The 16,988-nt window shown below is 63.3% G+C and carries 12 protein-coding genes; 10 read left to right on the forward strand and 2 right to left on the reverse strand.

All coding sequences use genetic code 11. The features are described from left to right. Nucleotides 1–127: 127 nt before the first annotated feature. A complete protein-coding gene (locus PspR32_RS14510; RefSeq protein WP_159388755.1) occupies nt 128–1,342 on the forward strand; it encodes an aldose 1-epimerase family protein in 1,215 nt (404 codons plus the stop codon). Between the two features lie 495 nt (nt 1,343–1,837). On the opposite strand, the gene PspR32_RS14520 is transcribed toward PspR32_RS14510, so the two are convergent. Then, nucleotides 1,838–2,272 (reverse strand): GFA family protein, encoded by a 435-nt coding sequence (locus PspR32_RS14520; RefSeq protein ID WP_159388757.1) that lies wholly within the window; start codon nt 2,270–2,272, stop codon nt 1,838–1,840. Between the two features lie 71 nt (nt 2,273–2,343). Beyond that, a complete protein-coding gene (locus tag PspR32_RS14525; protein ID WP_159388758.1) occupies nt 2,344–3,285 on the reverse strand; it encodes a carbon-nitrogen hydrolase family protein in 942 nt (313 codons plus the stop codon). 103 nt (nt 3,286–3,388) lie between these two features. Between PspR32_RS14525 and PspR32_RS14530 the strand changes: the two genes are divergently transcribed. From PspR32_RS14530 to PspR32_RS14570, 9 genes are all read left to right on the forward strand, one after another. Further along, nucleotides 3,389–4,084, forward strand: coding sequence for a winged helix-turn-helix transcriptional regulator (locus PspR32_RS14530; RefSeq protein WP_026001361.1), 696 nt, complete (start codon nt 3,389–3,391; stop codon nt 4,082–4,084). 212 nt (nt 4,085–4,296) lie between these two features. Beyond that, complete coding sequence (locus PspR32_RS14535; RefSeq protein WP_010223586.1) at nt 4,297–4,572, forward strand: hypothetical protein; 276 nt, start codon at nt 4,297–4,299, stop codon at nt 4,570–4,572. Nucleotides 4,573–4,778: 206 nt separating this feature from the next. Continuing rightward, nucleotides 4,779–6,821 carry a TonB-dependent receptor plug domain-containing protein gene (locus tag PspR32_RS14540; protein ID WP_010223587.1) on the forward strand — a complete coding sequence of 681 codons (2,043 nt, stop codon included), beginning with the start codon at nt 4,779–4,781 and terminating at the stop codon, nt 6,819–6,821. Next, entirely contained in the window at nt 6,808–8,109 is a 1,302-nt protein-coding gene (locus PspR32_RS14545; RefSeq protein ID WP_159388759.1) for an ABC transporter substrate-binding protein, read from the forward strand. Before PspR32_RS14540 ends, PspR32_RS14545 begins: the two co-directional genes overlap by 14 nt. Beyond that, a complete protein-coding gene (locus PspR32_RS14550) occupies nt 8,106–9,437 on the forward strand; it encodes a di-heme oxidoreductase family protein (RefSeq protein ID WP_159388760.1) in 1,332 nt (443 codons plus the stop codon). The genes PspR32_RS14545 and PspR32_RS14550 overlap by 4 nt, the downstream gene beginning before the upstream one ends. A 186-nt stretch (nt 9,438–9,623) precedes the next feature. Next, entirely contained in the window at nt 9,624–10,865 is a 1,242-nt protein-coding gene (gene mexE / locus PspR32_RS14555; protein WP_159388761.1) for a multidrug efflux RND transporter periplasmic adaptor subunit MexE, read from the forward strand. 12 nt (nt 10,866–10,877) lie between these two features. Next, the gene (locus PspR32_RS14560; RefSeq protein WP_159388762.1) at nt 10,878–14,057 is read left to right on the forward strand and encodes an efflux RND transporter permease subunit; all 3,180 of its coding nucleotides are present in this window, start codon (nt 10,878–10,880) and stop codon (nt 14,055–14,057) included. Then, nucleotides 14,054–15,481, forward strand: a complete 1,428-nt coding sequence (locus PspR32_RS14565) for an efflux transporter outer membrane subunit (RefSeq protein WP_036995146.1) — start codon at nt 14,054–14,056, stop codon at nt 15,479–15,481. Before PspR32_RS14560 ends, PspR32_RS14565 begins: the two co-directional genes overlap by 4 nt. 254 nt (nt 15,482–15,735) lie before the next feature. Further along, nucleotides 15,736–16,791 (forward strand): tetratricopeptide repeat protein, encoded by a 1,056-nt coding sequence (locus PspR32_RS14570; protein ID WP_159388763.1) that lies wholly within the window; start codon nt 15,736–15,738, stop codon nt 16,789–16,791. Nucleotides 16,792–16,988: the final 197 nt, after the last annotated feature.

The raw sequence follows: 16,988 nt of genomic DNA on the forward strand, positions 1-16,988 counted from the left end.
CCGAAGATTTCTGGCGTAGTTGATCTCCAAATGATTCCTGACATTTGCCGGAAGCCTCACTTATTCAGCTTGCTGAAACGTTTCTGTAAGTCTATAAAAAGGCACAACTCCAAGAAAGGCTGCTGCCATGTCCCCCCTCAAACTCTTCGTTGCTCTCAGCGCCCTGTCCGCGGCCTCCCACGCCATGGCCTGGGATTACGTCCTGCTCGACACCGACAAAGCCGCCCAGCACTGGCAGATCACTAGCCAGCTACTTGGCGTAAAAACCGATAAGCCCTTCAGCGTTACCCTGCGCACCTTGCACGGAGGTCGGCAGGAGGGTGTCAGCATTGTCGACATCGATAACGGTACGATGAAACTTTCGGTCGTGCCGACTCGCGGAATGAACGTCTTGCAGGCCTCGGTCGGTAATGTGCGCATGGGCTGGGATTCGCCGGTCAAGGAAGTGGTCAACCCGTCCTTCATCGAACTCAATGGGCGCAATGGTCTAGGCTGGCTGGAAGGTTTCAACGAGCTGGTCGCCCGCTGCGGTTACGAATGGGTCGGCCACCCCGGCGTCGACAACGGCGAACTGCTGACCCTGCACGGCCGGGCCGCCAACATTCCTGCGAACAAAGTCACCCTGCACATCGATGAGAAACCACCGTACGCCATCACCTTGCGTGGCGAACTGAAAGAGCAGGTATTCAAGAAGGTCGACTTCTCCGTCGCTACCGAAGTGGTCACCGAACCCGGCAGCGTGGGGTTCACCCTCAACGACACCCTAACCAACAACGGCGACTATCCGAAGGAATACCAGGCGCTGTATCACAGCAACTTCAGCACCCCGTTCCTGGAACAGGACGCTCGTTTCGCCGCGCCAGTGAAACAGGTGTCGCCGTTCAACGACAAGGCCAGGGGCGATCTGCCCGACTGGCAAGTCTACCGCGCACCCACCAAGGACTATGATGAAACGGTGTATAACGTGGTGCCGTATGCCGATGCCAAGGGCGATACGTTGGCCGTGTTGTATAACAAGGCAGGCAGCCTGGGCGTTTCAGTCGGTTTCAATACTCGGACACTGCCCGTGTTTTCCCTGTGGAAAAATACCGATACCCAAGGCCAGGGCTATGTCACAGGGCTGGAGCCAGGAACGAGTTTTTCCTACAACCGCCGTTACCAGCGGCCACTGAACCTGGTGCCGACAATCGGGCCGAAGGAACACAGGCAGTTCCACATCAGCTACAGCTTATTGACGGATAAGGCGGCTGTGGACAAGGCCTTGAAACAGGTGGGCGAGATCCAGGGTGGGCGCGAAACCGAGGTGCGGCAGACGCCGCTGGTTGATCTGACCAAGGGGTAACGCCGGCCAGATGGGTCAATAGCAGCCGTTCGCGACAGACGGCTTTCGACCCGAAGCTGCCCTTCGCACTGCGTATGAACTGTCGGTAAGATCCCTTTTCCCAACCAGCACGAACAGATGCCAATGGCCCAACCGACGACACTAACCAGCATCATTGGCCCTTGGAAAGGAGAGGCGCCGACAACGTTACTACAACGCTGTCGAGATGCCTGGGACACGCCCTTTAAAGAGCTTTCAGATCTCATGGTCGCTACTTTTCTGAATCAGCGAATCGCAGTTCCTCAAATGTTGGCTGAGGCCAGGCGGCGGTTGGATACAGAGCCCCGCGATGACACGGAATACTTCGATGGCCAGCTACTTGAGGCAGTTATCGGAGCTGAAAACTGACCGCTTTTGGCCGTTTACTGCCCTTCGCAACAGGCAGCAAACGACCCTTAACGACCCGTCGCAGCGTCTATAAAACCGGGTCTACTGAAGTCCGTGACGGTACCAGCGCTATTCGTCCACGCTGACGCCCGATCCCCCTAATTCGCTAGGGACATCCCTCAGTTTGGGCAACCCGTCTTTGATCCGCAGCCTGGTCTCCTGATAGTGGACGTGAACGCCTGGCGAATACGCGAAATCCGGGATGACTGCGGCATACACGTCGATGAGCCCCATCTCCGGGTGTTCGGTGAAAATATGCCCGCCGCAACGCTTGCACCATTTGCGAGAACTCTGCGGTGTCTTGTTGTAGGTGCCAATGTTGTCAGCCCCCCGCGTTACTTGCACCGCCTCGGGTTTCCACAGCGTGAAGGCATTGACCGGCGCTGCTGACCAATGTCGGCACGACTCGCAATGGCAATAGCCCATTGCCGCTGGCTCACCGCTGACGGTGAACTCGACTGCGCCGCAAAAACAACTGCCCTTGTAAGACTTTTGAATGCTCATGACATGACTCCTTGATCAGTTGTTACACACATCGCTGAGGTTGGAATGGACCGCCAGGGGGGCGGTTGGCTTCATCCGTCGATGAAGTGCACCGCTGTCGCCGGCGCGCGGCGCACCTGCAATTGGAAAATGTCAGGGCGCGCATAGTGACCGGTGACGTCAAGCGTCCGCCGCGCTGGCGCCACGAGTGACACGTCGATGTCTGCATACAGAATGCCTGCCTCTCGGTGTAATGGACCGGCTGTGATCCGGCCTTGCGGGTTGACCACCACCGAGTCGCCGTCGTTGATCCACTCTTGCGGATCGGGAAACAGTTGCATGCGCGCCGGAAAGTCATCGGGAATGTCGCTGCCGCGCAACGCGGTGCCACTGCCGAGCACCCAGCATCGACCTTCGAGTGCAATGTGACGCATCGTACTGATCCAGCCCTCGCCGGCGTCGTACGTGGGCGCGACGTAGATTTCCACGCCTTGGGCATACAATGTATAGCGCGCCAAGGGCATGTAGTTTTCCCAGCAGATGAGCGTACCAATGCGCCCGACGGGTGTATCGACCGTACGCAACCCGGACGCATCACCGAAACCATGGACCATGCGCTCGGGGTTCGTGGGCATCAGCTTGCGATGCCGGTTGAGCACTTCGCCGTTCGCACCGATAACGACTACGCTGTTGAAGAGCGTGCCGCCGCCATTACGCCGCTCGCATTCATTGATGCCGCATACGATGGTCACGGCATGGGCGCTGGCGGCCTCGCACAATTCGTTCAGGTCACCGTTGGCGATATCAACGGCGTTGGCCAGCAGACGCGTGTGCAACTGCCCCATCAAGGCCCCGTCCTTTCCCGCCGCCAGCCGCCAGATCCACGACGGGTAACTTGGAATGAACGATTCGGGTAAAACAATCAACGCGGCTCCGGCCGCCGCAGCCTCAGCAACTGATTGCACGGCTCGAGCGATCGTCGCGCTGCGATCGAGCAGCACGGGCGGCCGCTGAATGATGGCTATCATGGTCATGGCGTTCTCCTCGGGCGGTGGCTTTCGCAGGTTTCAGCGTGCACCTGGCGCAGTCGCGAGGCTAGTTCAGAATCTGAAGCGTTGTAGTTGCGGAGTACAGGCGATGGACGAAAGCTACGGTCAGTTCTGCACGGTCGCGCGCGGCGCTGAAGCACTGTGCGAGCGCTGGACACCTTTGGTCGTGCGCGAGCTGCTATGCGGCAGCAAGCGCTTCAATGAACTGCACCGCGGCGTACCACGGATGTCCACCAGCTTGCTGGCACAGCGGCTGCGCCACTTGGAAGATATCGGTGTCGTACATCGCACAGCCACAGGCAAAGTCTGGGAGTACAGCCTGACCGAGGCAGGCGAGGCATTGCGCCCCATCATAATGGCGCTAGGCCATTGGGGCGCCCGTTGGATAGGTAGTCGTCTTCGCGATGACGAGCTCGACGCGGGCCTGCTCATGTGGGACGTGCGCCGGTTCGCGCGCATCGAGATGTTCCCGTCCCGACCGGTGGTCATTCACTTCAGGTTCCGCGACGCGCGGTCCGGCGAGCAAGCGTGGTGGCTGGTGGTCGAACATGGTGTGGCAGATCTGTGCCGCGACGACCCCGGACGCGAACTCACGCTCGTCGTGGACTCTAGCGTGCGTGCATTGACCGAGGTGTGGACTGGCGACCGTACACCAAGGGAGGTTCTTCAGTCGCAAGAGCTGCGTGTGGACGGCGCTGTGCAGGATGCGCAAAACTTGTGGCGCTGGCTTGGCACAAGTGCGTTCGCCGGTACTCGGAGCGCTGCAATCCAGCCTTTGCAATAGCCATCGAGGAACGTACGCGTTCGACCGTCCGCTTTGAGCTGTGGATTCAACCGGTGAATGCAACACACTGGGGGCAGGTCTACCCTGCTCTCTCAGGCCGAACGCTTTGCGCTCAAAATACCCGACAAACATTGTTGCCCACTGCCTATAATTGATCAGCACCGGGGCACACCCGGGTACAGCCCTCTTCGGCGGTCCGGACAGCCTTTGATATGAACAGCACCGCTTTCACCACCTGCCTGCTCGCCCTCTGCCTGGCGCTGCTGCCCGGCTGCTCGAGCAAACCCAAAGCCTCCTACCAGGCCGCCAACGCAGGCTCCAACTGCCACGCCAAAGCCGTGCCCAGCGCGGGTGAAGGGGGGCTGGCCTGGGGCGCGACCTTGCAGATCGCCCGGCAAAAATCCATGAACAACTGCATGCGCTATGCCGGGCGCTCGGGCGGCTTGCCGGCGACCTGCAAGGTGGTGCTGGCCGAGTGCAAGCGCTAGCCGAACCCAGCCTATGAGCAAAGCGCTATATTAATTTTTATATAGCGTTGTCAATTTCCACGCCTGCCTCTAGTATCTGCGGCGTTCTGCCGATGCGCGTGCCTGCTTGACCGATACGACCTGACTGCTCCGGGGAGGGAGCCGTCGGCCGTTTTGCGCCATGCGCTATATAACAAAATATATAACGATACCGATAAAGGAGCGCCATGAAGCCGTTCGCCCCGCCTACCCTGCTGCTCGCCCTGGCTGCCATCAGTGCCCAGGCCGCCCTGGCAGAGCAGAAAAAAACCTTCAGTCTCGGCGAAATCCAGATTGGCGCCCCGCAGGATGATGCCCTGGCAACCGGCAGCAGCGTCGTCGAGCTCGAAGACATGCGCCTGCACGACCGTGAAACCGTCGACCGCGCCCTGGCCCTGGCGCCCGGGGTGAACCTCGCCTACATGGGCGGGCGCGCCGAGCAGGTGGTGTACGTGCGTGGTTTTGACCGTCTGCAGGTACCGGTCTATATCGACGGCATCCCCACCTACGTACCCTACGACGGCAATATCGACCTGGGCCGCTTCACCACCTACGACCTGTCGCGCATCGAGGTGGCCAAGGGCTTTGCCTCATTGCTGTACGGCCCAAACACCCTGGGCGGTGCGATCAACCTGATTACCCGGCGGCCCACCGAGGCCTTCGAAGGTGAAGTGGGCGGCGGCCTGGAGCTGACCGACCACGGCAACGTCAACGCCTACCGCAGCTATGCCAACCTCGGCTCCAACCAGGGTGCCTGGTGGATGCAGGGCGGCGTGTCCTATGTTGACTATGACTACACGATGCTGCCGGACGACTTCGAGCCGAGCAACAATCAGCAAGGCAACGGCCGCCGCGAAAACAGCAACAAACGTGACGGCAAGTTCAGCTTCAAGCTCGGTTTTACCCCCAACGACACCGACGAGTACGTGCTCGGCTATGTCCAGCAGGCAGGCCGCAAGGGCCAGCCACCCTACGCCGGCGACCTGCCGGCAAGCGGCCAACGCAAACGCTGGTGGGAGTGGCCGCAATGGGACAAGACCAGCCTGTTCCTGGCCACCAACACCCGCTTCGGCGAGCACGGCCTGAAAACCCGGGTGTACCGCGACACCTTCAAGAACTCGCTGGAAAGCTTCGTCTACAACAACGGCAACCCTGGCGCGATGCAGCCGGGTTTTCCGAGCAAGTACGACGATGAGTCCACCGGCTTCTCGGTCGAAGGCGACCTGGCCCTGAGCCAAAGCAATCGCCTGGGCATCGCCTATCACTTCAAGGAAGACCTGCACCGCTCCCACGATGGCAGCGACCCGCAAACGCACTTTCGCGACCAGACCCAGTCCATCGCCCTGGAAGACACCCTGCGCCTGAACGAGATTTTCAGCGTGGTCGGCGGCGTCTCGTACAACTACCGCAAAAGCCTGGAGGCCGAGAACTTCGGCACCAACGCCGCGTCGCCGAGGGTCAAGACCCTGTATGACGAACCCACCGGCAGCGATGATGCGCTCAACAGCCAGTTGGGCCTGTTCATGAACACCGGCCCGCTGCTGAACATCGATCACAACGGCCAGGTGCGCCTGACCGTGGCGCGCAAGAGCCGCTTTGCGACCATCAAGGATCGCTACTCGACGCGCTTTGGCACGGTCATCCCCAGCCCCGACCTGAAATCCGAACGCGCCACCCATTACGAGCTGGGCTACAGCGGTGCGCTGGCGGCGCACTGGGCCCTGGATGCGGCGCTGTTCGTCAGTAACATCGAAGATTCCATCCAGCAGGTCACCGTCGCCCCGGTAGCCGGTTGCGCTGCACCGTGCGGGCAATACCAGAACATCGCCAAGGCGCGTAACCAGGGCGTTGAACTGGGCCTGCGCGGTGACCTGGGCAACTGGGAATTGAACACCAGCTACACCTACCTCGATCGCGAAAACCGCAGCAACCCCGAGTTGCACCCGATCGACACACCGCGCCACAACCTGTTCGCCTCGGCCAGCCTGAACCTCGATGCCTGGCGCCACACCGCCGGCGTCGAAGCCGCGTCGCGGCGCTACAACCTGTCCGATGGCAGCCAGATGAGCGGCGGTTACGCGGTGTACAACCTCAAGAGCGGCTACCGCTTCAGCAATGACCTGCGCATCGAGGCGGGCGTGCGCAACCTGTTCGACCGTCTTTATGCATACAGCGAGGGGTATCCGGAAATTGGCCGCAACTACTTCGTACAGTTCAATGTGCCGCTGTAAGGCCTGGCTGCTGGCGCTGGTGCTGGGCTCGGCCAGCTCACAAGCCGCAGCGCCGCAGCCGGTGGTGGTGTTGACCAGCTACCCCGAGGAGATGATGACGCGCTTCGAAGCGGCCTTCGAGCGCGCCAACCCCGGCTATCGCCTGCAGATCCTCTGGCGCCAGGGCTTCGATGCCCTGCCCTATTTGCGTCAAGCGGATCAAGGCGGTGTCGATGTGTACTGGGCGCCGTCACCGGGCAACTTCAGCCGATTGGCCAAGGATGCTGGCTGGCAGCCGCTGGGTGTCGACCTGCAAGGTTTGCCGCCACGCCTGGGTGGCATCGCCCTGCGCGATCGCGATGCGTGCTACCAGGCCACGGAACTCGCCGGTTACGGCTTTGCCATCAACCCGGGCGAATTGCACTCGCTGGGCCTGCGCGCCCCACGGGACTGGCCGGACCTGCTCGATGCCCGCCTGCGCGGGCGCATCGCCCTGCCCGACCCGGCCCAGGTCGGCTTTGCCCCGGTGCTGCTGGACATCGTCCTGCAGGCCTACGGCTGGGATAAAGGCTGGGCACTGTGGAGCGAGCTCGCCGGGCAATCGCGGCTGGTCAGCCGCGGCGGCACCCTGGTCAGTGACGAGGTGGCCAGCGGGCGCTCGGTGGTGGGGGTGTCGATCGACTTCTTCGTTGCCTCGGCGGTCAGCAACGGCCAGCCGGTCGAGTTCGTCTATCCCACCCATGGCGGCCTCAACCCGGCGCATATCGCCATCACCCGGACCGCCAAGCAGGTCGAGGGCGCCAGGGCCTTCGTGCGCTTTGTGTTGTCGCCCGAGGGGCAAACCCTGCTGGCCGATCCGGACATTCGCAAACTGCCGGTGCGCCCCGGCGTCTATGCGCAACTGCCGGCGGATTATCACGACCCCTTTGCCGCTGCACGCCAAGGTAGCTATGCCTACGCGAACGACAGTTCGCGCGAACGCCTGGCGCTGATCACCTCACTGTTTGAGCAATGGCTCGGCCAGCCCCATGAGCAACTCAGCGCCTTGTGGGCGCGGGTGCATGCCGGTGAAGCCCAGGGCCGTGACCTGACCGCCGTGCGCGAGTTCCTCAGCGTGCCGCCCATCGACGAGGATCAAGCCACCTCAGCCACGCTGCTGGCGCTGTTTGGCCAACGCCAGGATCACGGCATGCTGCGCCAGCCGGTCAGCGATCAGGATGCGCTGGGCCGTGAGGAAATCGCCTGGCAGTTCCATAGCGCCAGGCAACAGGCGCAAGCCGAGCGCCTGCTTGCGGCCATGGGCCTGTGAAGCGCTGCGGTCTCTGGCTGCTGTTTGGCGCGCTGCTGAGCCTGAACGCAAGCGCCGAGCCTGCCGCCATCACCCGTGAGGCCTTCGCCCAACCCTTGCCAGGCCTGGATGACCCGCAGCAACGGGAGCGTTTCTTCCACGGCCGCAGCCTGTTCCGCCAGGCCTGGGTGATCACCCCCTCGCGGGACGAAGCGGTCGATGGCCTGGGGCCGTTGTACAACCGCATCAGTTGCATTGCCTGCCACCCGAAAAATGGTCGCGGGCAGGCACCTGCCAGCGAACACGAACCGCTGCGCACGCTGCTGGTCCGCCTCTCGCTGCCCGGGCGCGACGTCCATGGCGGGCCACTGCCGCATCCGGCCTATGGCGATCAGCTCAACGAGTCGGGGATTCCCGGTGTGGCCGGTGAAGGCCGGGCGCATGTCCGCTGGCAAGAGCAGTTTGTGACCCTGGCGGATGCTGAGCGCATCGGCCTGCGTTCGCCACGGCTGAGCTTCAGCGAGCTGAGCTATGGTCCGTTGGATAACGTGTACACCTCGATGCGGGTCGGCTCACCGGTGTTCGGCCTGGGCCTGCTCGAAGCCATCGAGACCAGCACCCTGCAAGCGCTGGCCGACGCCCCCAAGCCTGATGGCGTGAAGGGCCGCGTCAACCAGGTGTGGAGCGTCGAGCGCCAACGCCTTGAGCCCGGGCGCTTCGGCCTCAAATCCAACCAGCCGGACCTGCGTCAGCAGGTTGCCAGCGCCCTGCACGGTGATCTGGGGATTACCTCGGCGCTGTACCCTGAACAGAACTGCACGGCGTTGCAACAGGACTGTCGCCAGGCGGTCAGTGGCGGTGAGCCGGAGCTCGATGCCGTGCAACTGGGCGACCTGCATTTCTACCTGGCGCATCTGGCGCCACCGCCGCGGCGAGGCCTGGACAATCCCGAGGTGCAGCGTGGCGAGCGGCTGTTCAATGAAGCGGGATGCACCCAGTGCCACCGCCCGCACCTGAGCACAGGGCAGCATCCGCTGTACCCGCTGTTGTCAGCGCGCCAGATCGAGCCCTACAGCGACCTGTTGCTGCATGACATGGGCCCGGGCCTGGCCGATGGCCGTGACGATTACCTGGCCACCGGCCGCGAGTGGCGTACCCCGCCGCTGTGGGGGCTGGGGCTGATCGAGCGGATCAACCCTGGCGCCGGCTATCTGCATGATGGCCGCGCGCGTACGCTTGAGGAGGCGGTGTTGTGGCATGGTGGTGAAGGGGCTGTGGCGCGGGAGCGGTTCAAGGCGCTGCTGGCTGAGGATCGCCGGGCGTTGCGAGCGTTTTTGCGGTCGCTGTAATTTCAATCGCGGGTCAAGCCCGCTCCCACAGGATTGATGCAGGCCTGTAGGAGCGGGCTTGACCCGCGATGAGGCCAGATGCCCTCATATCATTCCCAATGATAATAACCTTCGCCCCATTCGATTCGTCGTTAATAGTTCCAGATCGCAGAATCCGCCCACTATCAATAAATTGGCGGACTCCCCATGGAACAGTCACTCAAACCTTTGCGTTACCCCCTTGCTCTATTGGCTGTAGTGGTGATGAGTGCCTGCGGTCGCACCCCGGAGGCCGTGCAGGCACCGGCAGCGACCAAGGTCAGCGTGGCCAAGGTTCTGGAACAACCGATCAACGAATGGGACGAGTTCACCGGCCGCCTGGAAGCGCCGGAAACCGTCGAGGTGCGCCCGCGCGTCTCCGGGCAGATCGACCAGGTGGCCTTCACCGAAGGCGCCCAGGTGAAAAAAGGCGATCTGTTGTTCCAGATCGACCCACGTCCGTTCCAGGCTGAGGTCCGCCGCCTCGAAGCCCAACTGCAACAAGCCCGCGCCACCGCCATCCGCAGTGAAAACGAAGCCCAACGTGGCGAGCGCCTGCGCAGCAGCAACGCGATTTCCGCCGAGCTTGCCGAATCGCGCACCAGCGCCGCCGCCGAAGCCCGCGCCGGAGTCGCCGCAATCCAGGCCCAGCTTGACCTGGCCCGCCTGAACCTGAGCTTCACCCGCGTTACCGCACCGATCAGCGGCCGGGTCAGCCGCGCCCAGTTCACCGCCGGCAACATCGTCACCGCCGATGTGACGCCGCTGACCAGCGTGGTCTCCACCGACAAGGTCTACGCCTACTTCGACGCCGACGAGCGCGTGTACCTCAAGTACACCCAGCTGGCGCGCGACGGCCAGCGCGGCCAGAGCACCCCGGTGTACCTGGGCCTGTCCAACGAAAGCGGCAACCCGCACCTGGGCCAGATGAACTTCGTCGACAACCAGGTCAACCCCAAGACCGGCACCATCCGTGGCCGCGCAGTGTTCGACAACACCGACGGCCAGTTCACCCCGGGCCTGTATGCACGCCTGAAACTGGTCGGCAGCGCCACCTACTCGGCGGTGCTGATCAACGACGAAGCGGTGGGCACCGACCTTGGCAAGAAGTTCGTGCTGGTCATGGACAAGGACAACAAGGCCGCGTATCGCGCCGTTGAACTGGGGCCGAAACTCGAAGGCCTGCGTATCGTGCGCAATGGCCTGAGCAAGGATGACCGCATCGTCGTCAAGGGCCTGCAACGGGTGCGCCCGGGCTCGCCGGTCGACCCGCAGGACACGCCGATGGCCAGTGAAGCGACCATCGCCGCCCTCGCCCAACAACGCCAGGTGCTCGAGGCCAGTGTCCAGGGCAAAGCCGTGGCCACCCCCAGCGTAAAACTCGCCAGTGCCTCGGCACCGCGCGGTTAAGGGATCAGTCCGATGAATTTTTCCAAGTTTTTTATTACCCGGCCGATCTTCGCCGCGGTGCTGTCGCTGTTGATCCTGATCGCCGGCAGCATCTCGCTGTTCCAGCTGCCGATCAGCGAATACCCGGAAGTGGTACCGCCCACCGTGGTGGTGCGCGCCAACTTCCCCGGTGCCAACCCGAAAGTGATCGGCGAAACCGTCGCCGCACCGCTTGAGCAAGCGATTACCGGGGTGGAGAACATGCTTTACATGTCCTCCCAGTCCACCGCGGATGGCAAGCTGACCCTGACCATCACCTTTGCCCTGGGCACCGACCTGGACAACGCCCAGGTGCAGGTGCAGAACCGTGTGACCCGGACCCAGCCCAAGCTGCCCGAGGAAGTGACGCGGATCGGCATCACCGTCGACAAGGCTTCACCCGACCTGACCATGGTCGTGCACCTGACCTCGCCGGACAACCGCTACGACATGCTCTACCTGTCCAACTACGCCATCCTTAACATCAAGGACGAACTGGCCCGCCTGGGCGGCGTCGGTGACGTGCAGCTGTTCGGCATGGGCGACTATTCGCTGCGGGTCTGGCTTGATCCAAACAAGACCGCATCGCGCAACCTGACGGCCAGCGACGTGGTTGCGGCCATTCGCGAGCAGAACCGTCAGGTGGCTGCCGGTCAACTCGGTGCCCCACCCGCACCGGGGACCACCAGCTTCCAGTTGTCGGTGAACACCCAGGGCCGCCTGGTCAGTGAAGAAGAGTTCGAGAACATCATCATCCGCTCAGGCGCCGATGGCGAAATCACTCGCCTGAAGGACATTGCCCGGGTCGAGCTCGGCTCCAGCCAGTACGCCCTGCGTTCGCTGCTGAACAACCAGCCGGCGGTGGCCATCCCGATCTTCCAGCGTCCTGGCTCCAACGCCATCGAGATCTCCGACGAGGTCCGGGGGAAAATGGCCGAGCTGAAGAAGGACTTCCCCGAAGGCATGGACTACAGCATCGTCTATGACCCGACGGTGTTCGTCCGCGGCTCGATCGAAGCGGTGGTGCATACCCTGTTCGAGGCGCTGATCCTGGTGGTGCTGGTGGTCATCCTGTTCCTGCAGACCTGGCGCGCCTCGATCATCCCGTTGGTGGCCGTGCCGGTATCCTTGATCGGTACCTTCGCGGTCATGCACCTGTTCGGCTTCTCGCTCAACGCCCTGTCGCTGTTCGGCCTGGTACTGGCCATCGGGATCGTGGTCGACGACGCCATCGTTGTGGTGGAGAACGTCGAACGTAACATCGGCCTGGGCCTCAAGCCCCTGGAAGCCACGCAAAAGGCCATGAGCGAAGTGACCGGGCCGATCATCGCCACGGCGCTGGTGCTGTGCGCGGTGTTCGTGCCGGCAGCGTTCATTTCCGGCCTTACCGGGCAGTTCTACAAGCAGTTCGCCCTGACCATCGCCATTTCGACGGTGATCTCGGCCTTCAACTCCCTGACCCTGTCGCCGGCCCTGGCCGCGGTACTGCTCAAGGAGCATCACGCACCGAAGGACCGCTTCTCGAAAGTACTCGAACGCCTGCTCGGTGGCTGGCTGTTCGGCCCGTTCAACCGCTTCTTCGACCGTGCCAGCCATGGCTACGTCGGCGCGGTCGGCCGGGTCATCCGCAGCAGCGGCATCGCCCTGTTCGTCTATGGCGGCCTGATCATCATGACCTGGCTGGGCTTCTCCTCGACGCCGACCGGTTTCGTCCCGGCGCAAGACAAGCAGTACCTGGTGGCCTTCGCGCAACTGCCGGATGCCGCCAGCCTCGACCGCACGGAAGCGGTGATCAAGAAGATGAGCGAGATCGCCCTCAAGCAACCCGGCGTAGCCGACTCGGTGGCCTTCCCGGGCCTGTCGATCAACGGCTTCACCAACAGCCCGAACAGCGGCATCGTATTCACCCCGCTCAAGCCGTTCGATGAGCGCAAGGACCCGAGCCAGTCGGCCGCCGCGATTGCCGCCGCACTGAACGCGCAGTTCGCCGACATCGAAGACGCCTACATTGCGATCTTCCCGCCGCCGCCGGTACAGGGGCTGGGCACCATCGGTGGTTTCCGCCTGCAGATCGAAGACCGTGGCAACCTGGGTTATGAAGCGCTGTACAAGGAAACCCAGAACATCATCGCCAAGAGCCACAACGTGCCGGAACTGGCCGGGCTGTTCACCAGCTACCAGGTCAACGTGCCACAGGTCGATGCCGCCATCGACCGCGAGAAGGCCAAGACCCACGGTGTCGCCATCAGCGATATCTTCGACACCCTGCAGATCTACCTGGGTTCGTTGTACGCCAACGACTTCAACCGCTTTGGCCGCACCTACCAGGTCAACGTCCAGGCCGAGCAGCAGTTCCGCCTCGAAGCCGAGCAGATCGGCCAGCTCAAGGTGCGCAACAACCAGGGCGAGATGATCCCGCTGGCGACCTTCATCAAGGTCAGTGACACCTCGGGGCCGGACCGTGTCATGCACTACAACGGCTTCATCACCGCCGAGATCAATGGTGCCGCAGCGCCCGGCTACAGTTCCGGGCAAGCGGAAAAGGCCATCGAGAAGCTGCTCAAGGAAGAACGGCCCAACGGCATGACCTTCGAATGGACGGAGCTTACCTACCAGCAGATCCTCGCCGGTAACACCGCGCTGTTCGTCTTCCCGCTCTGCGTGCTGCTGGCCTTCCTGGTGCTGGCCGCCCAGTACGAAAGCTGGAGCCTGCCGCTGGCGGTGATCCTGATCGTGCCGATGACCCTGCTGTCAGCGATCACCGGGGTGATCCTGTCCGGTGGCGACAACAACATCTTCACCCAGATCGGCTTGATCGTACTGGTGGGGCTGGCGTGCAAGAACGCCATCCTGATCGTCGAGTTCGCCAAGGACAAACAGGCCGAAGGCCTCGACCCGCTGGCCGCGGTACTGGAAGCCTGCCGCCTGCGTCTGCGGCCGATCCTGATGACCTCGATCGCCTTCATCATGGGTGTGGTGCCGCTGGTGTTCTCTTCCGGTGCCGGTGCCGAAATGCGTCATGCCATGGGTGTGGCGGTGTTCTCCGGGATGATCGGGGTGACCTTCTTCGGTCTGCTGCTGACGCCGGTGTTCTTTGTCCTGATCCGCCGTTACGTGGAACGCAGCCAGGCCCGCAAAGCGGCGCGTGCGCTGAAGCTGGAGACTCATGCATGAACCGCAGTGTGAAACTCTTTATGCCCAGCCTGCTGGTCCTGGCCCTGGCCGCGTGTGCGGTGGGCCCGGACTACAAGGCCCCGGATACCGCAGCGGCGCAACTGAGCGCCGCCAACGAGCCGAGCGCCAAGGCTACATTCGACCGCAGCCGCTTCGAAAGCATCTGGTGGAAGCAGTTCGACGACCCGGTGCTGAACACGCTGGTCAGCCAGTCGCTGGACGGCAACCGTGAACTGCGCGTGGCCTTCGCCCGGCTGAAAGCGGCGCGGGCGATTCGCGACGATGTCAGCAACGACGCCCTGCCAACGGTGACCAGCCGCGCCAGCAGCGACCTGGGCAAGGGCCAGGTCCCCGGCCAGACCGAGGACCGGGTCAACAGCGAACGCTACGACCTGGGCCTGGACATGGCCTGGGAACTGGACCTGTTCGGCCGTATCCAGCGCCAGCTGGAAGCCAGCGAAGCCGAGCAGGATGCCGCCCAGGCCGACCTGCAGCAGTTGCAGGTCAGCCTGATCGCCGAGCTGGTCGACGCCTACGGCCAGCTACGCGGTGCACAGTTGCGCGAGAAGATCGCCCTGGCCAACCTCAAGACCCAGCAGGATTCGCGTGGCATTACCGAAACCCTGCGCGACGCCGGGGTCGGCAACGACCTTGACGTGGTGCGTGCCGATGCCCGCCTGGCGGCGGTCGAAGCCAGCGTGCCGCAACTGCAGGCCGAACAGGTGCGGGCGCGCAACCGCATCGCCACCCTGCTCGGCCAGCGCCCGGACACCCTGGCGGTGGACCTGTCACCGGCGCAACTGCCGGCCATTGCCAAAGCGCTGCCGGTGGGTGACCCGGGCGAGCTGCTCAAGCGCCGCCCGGATATCCGCAGCGCCGAACGCCAACTGGCCGCCGCCACCGCCAACATCGGCGTGGCCACGGCCGACCTGTTCCCACGGGTCAGCCTCAGCGGCTTCCTGGGCTTTACCGCCGGGCGCGGTTCGCAACTGGGCTCGTCAGCCGCCAAAGCCTGGGCCCTGGGCCCGAGCATTACCTGGGCGGCCTTTGACCTGGGCAGCGTGCGCGCCCGTTTGCGCGGCGCCAATGCCGATGCCGAGGGTGCGCTGGCCAACTATGAACAGCAGGTGCTGCTGGCCCTGGAAGAGTCGGAAAACGCCTTCAGCGACTACAGCAAACGTCAGCAACGCCTGCTGGCCCTGCTGCGCCAGAGCGAAGCCAGCCGCAAGGCGGCGGAGCTGGCTTCGATTCGCTACCGTGAAGGTACGGTCGATTACCTGGTGCTGCTCGACGCCGAACGCGAACGCCTGAGCGCCGAAGACGCCCAGGCCCAGGGTGAAGTCGACCTGTACCGCGGCATTGTCGCCATCTACAAGGCCCTCGGTGGTGGCTGGCAGGCCGAGAGCGTGGCGGCGGTGAACTGATTCAATAGCTCCTTTGGTTGGTTTCTGACCGGCCTTTTGCCCCGCTGGCTCACGCTGGCGGGGCTTTTTTGTGTCTGACGATTCCAGGGGCTGCTTTGCAGCCCATCGCTGGCAAGGCCAGCTCCCACAGGTGCTGCATACGCTGGACCTTGCCGGCGATGCAGTCAGCGCATAACCACGCTTTGCATTTGACGCCACCGGCCCTCGTGACCCAAGCTCAACCCTTTGCAGCCGCGACACGCTTCGGATTCACCATGTCGAAACAGCGCCAGTACACGTTCATCAGCCTGACCCTGCTCATCATCCTGGGCCTTGGTGGCTATTTCTGGCGTGACGACAGCCCGGCACCGGCACCGGCCCTCAAGCACAGCTACACCAAGGCGCTGACCATGGCCCATGACGGCCAGCCAGGCGCTGCACGGGTGCTTTACCAGCAACTGGGGCGCGCTGACCTGTCGCCTATCCGCCGCGCCAGCCTGTACGCCGAACTGCCCAACTACCCCTCGCCCCTGGCCCTGAAACTGGCCAGCCGCGACCTGCAGCACGACGATCCGCTGGTGCGCCGCGCCGCCATTGCCAGCATTCAGGCGATGCTGCCCGGCGCCCAGCGCAGCCTGGTACTCGGCCCCTTGCTCGACGATGACGAGCAAAGTGTGCGTTTCGCGGTGGTCGATGCCTTGCTCGGGCTGGGCCCGGATGAAATTGGCCTGTACTTTGGCCCGCTGCAGGAGGTGCTGGAGCAGTATCAGCAGGTCTTGGCCCGGCGTGACGACGATGCCAGCGCGCAGTTGCACCTGGCTCAGCTGTACCTGCACGAAAACAGCTACCAGGAGGCCGCACAAGCACTGCAGCGCACCTTGCAACTGGCCCCGGACAATCTCGATGCACTGGCCGCCCAGGTCCAGTTGCTGGAGCGCCAGAATCAGACCGATGCCTCGCGCCAGGTGTTGGCCAAGGCCTTGCAACAACGCCCGGGTTCAGCCTTCCTGCAACATGAACTGGGCCGCTGGCTGCTGCGCCATGGCCAGGACGAGTACGCCCTGCTGGCCTTCGCCCGGGCCCTGGAGCTGGAACCGGAGAACAACGACTACCGCTACACCCTGGCCACCAGCCTGCACCAGCTGGAGCAGGTCGATGCCGCACAAAAGCAGCTGGAGACCATCCTTGCCCGGCAACCGGCCAATCGCAAGGCGCGGGTGCTGCTGATCGAGTACTGGAAAGAAACCGGCCAACTGCAGAATGTGCAGGTATTGCTGGCCCAGCTGGAACAGCAGAACCCGGACGACCCGCTGGTGCAACAAGGTCTTTGACCCGCTTCGACAACCGTCCGCCCCCCCGGTTGAACCCCCCGGCAACCCCTGTGGTCCAGAGATAGTGCGAGGACAGCAGGCACCCACAGTGCTTGCCTGAGCGTTATCAACGGAGGCCACCCGTGGGCAATGCGTTAGCCAATGCCGAACGAGCACTGATTCCGGCACCGGTGCAGCTCAGCCAGCTGACCCGGCCT

Origin of the sequence: Pseudomonas sp. R32, assembly GCF_009866705.1 — a bacterium.
GTDB classification, from domain to species: domain Bacteria; phylum Pseudomonadota; class Gammaproteobacteria; order Pseudomonadales; family Pseudomonadaceae; genus Aquipseudomonas; species Aquipseudomonas donghuensis.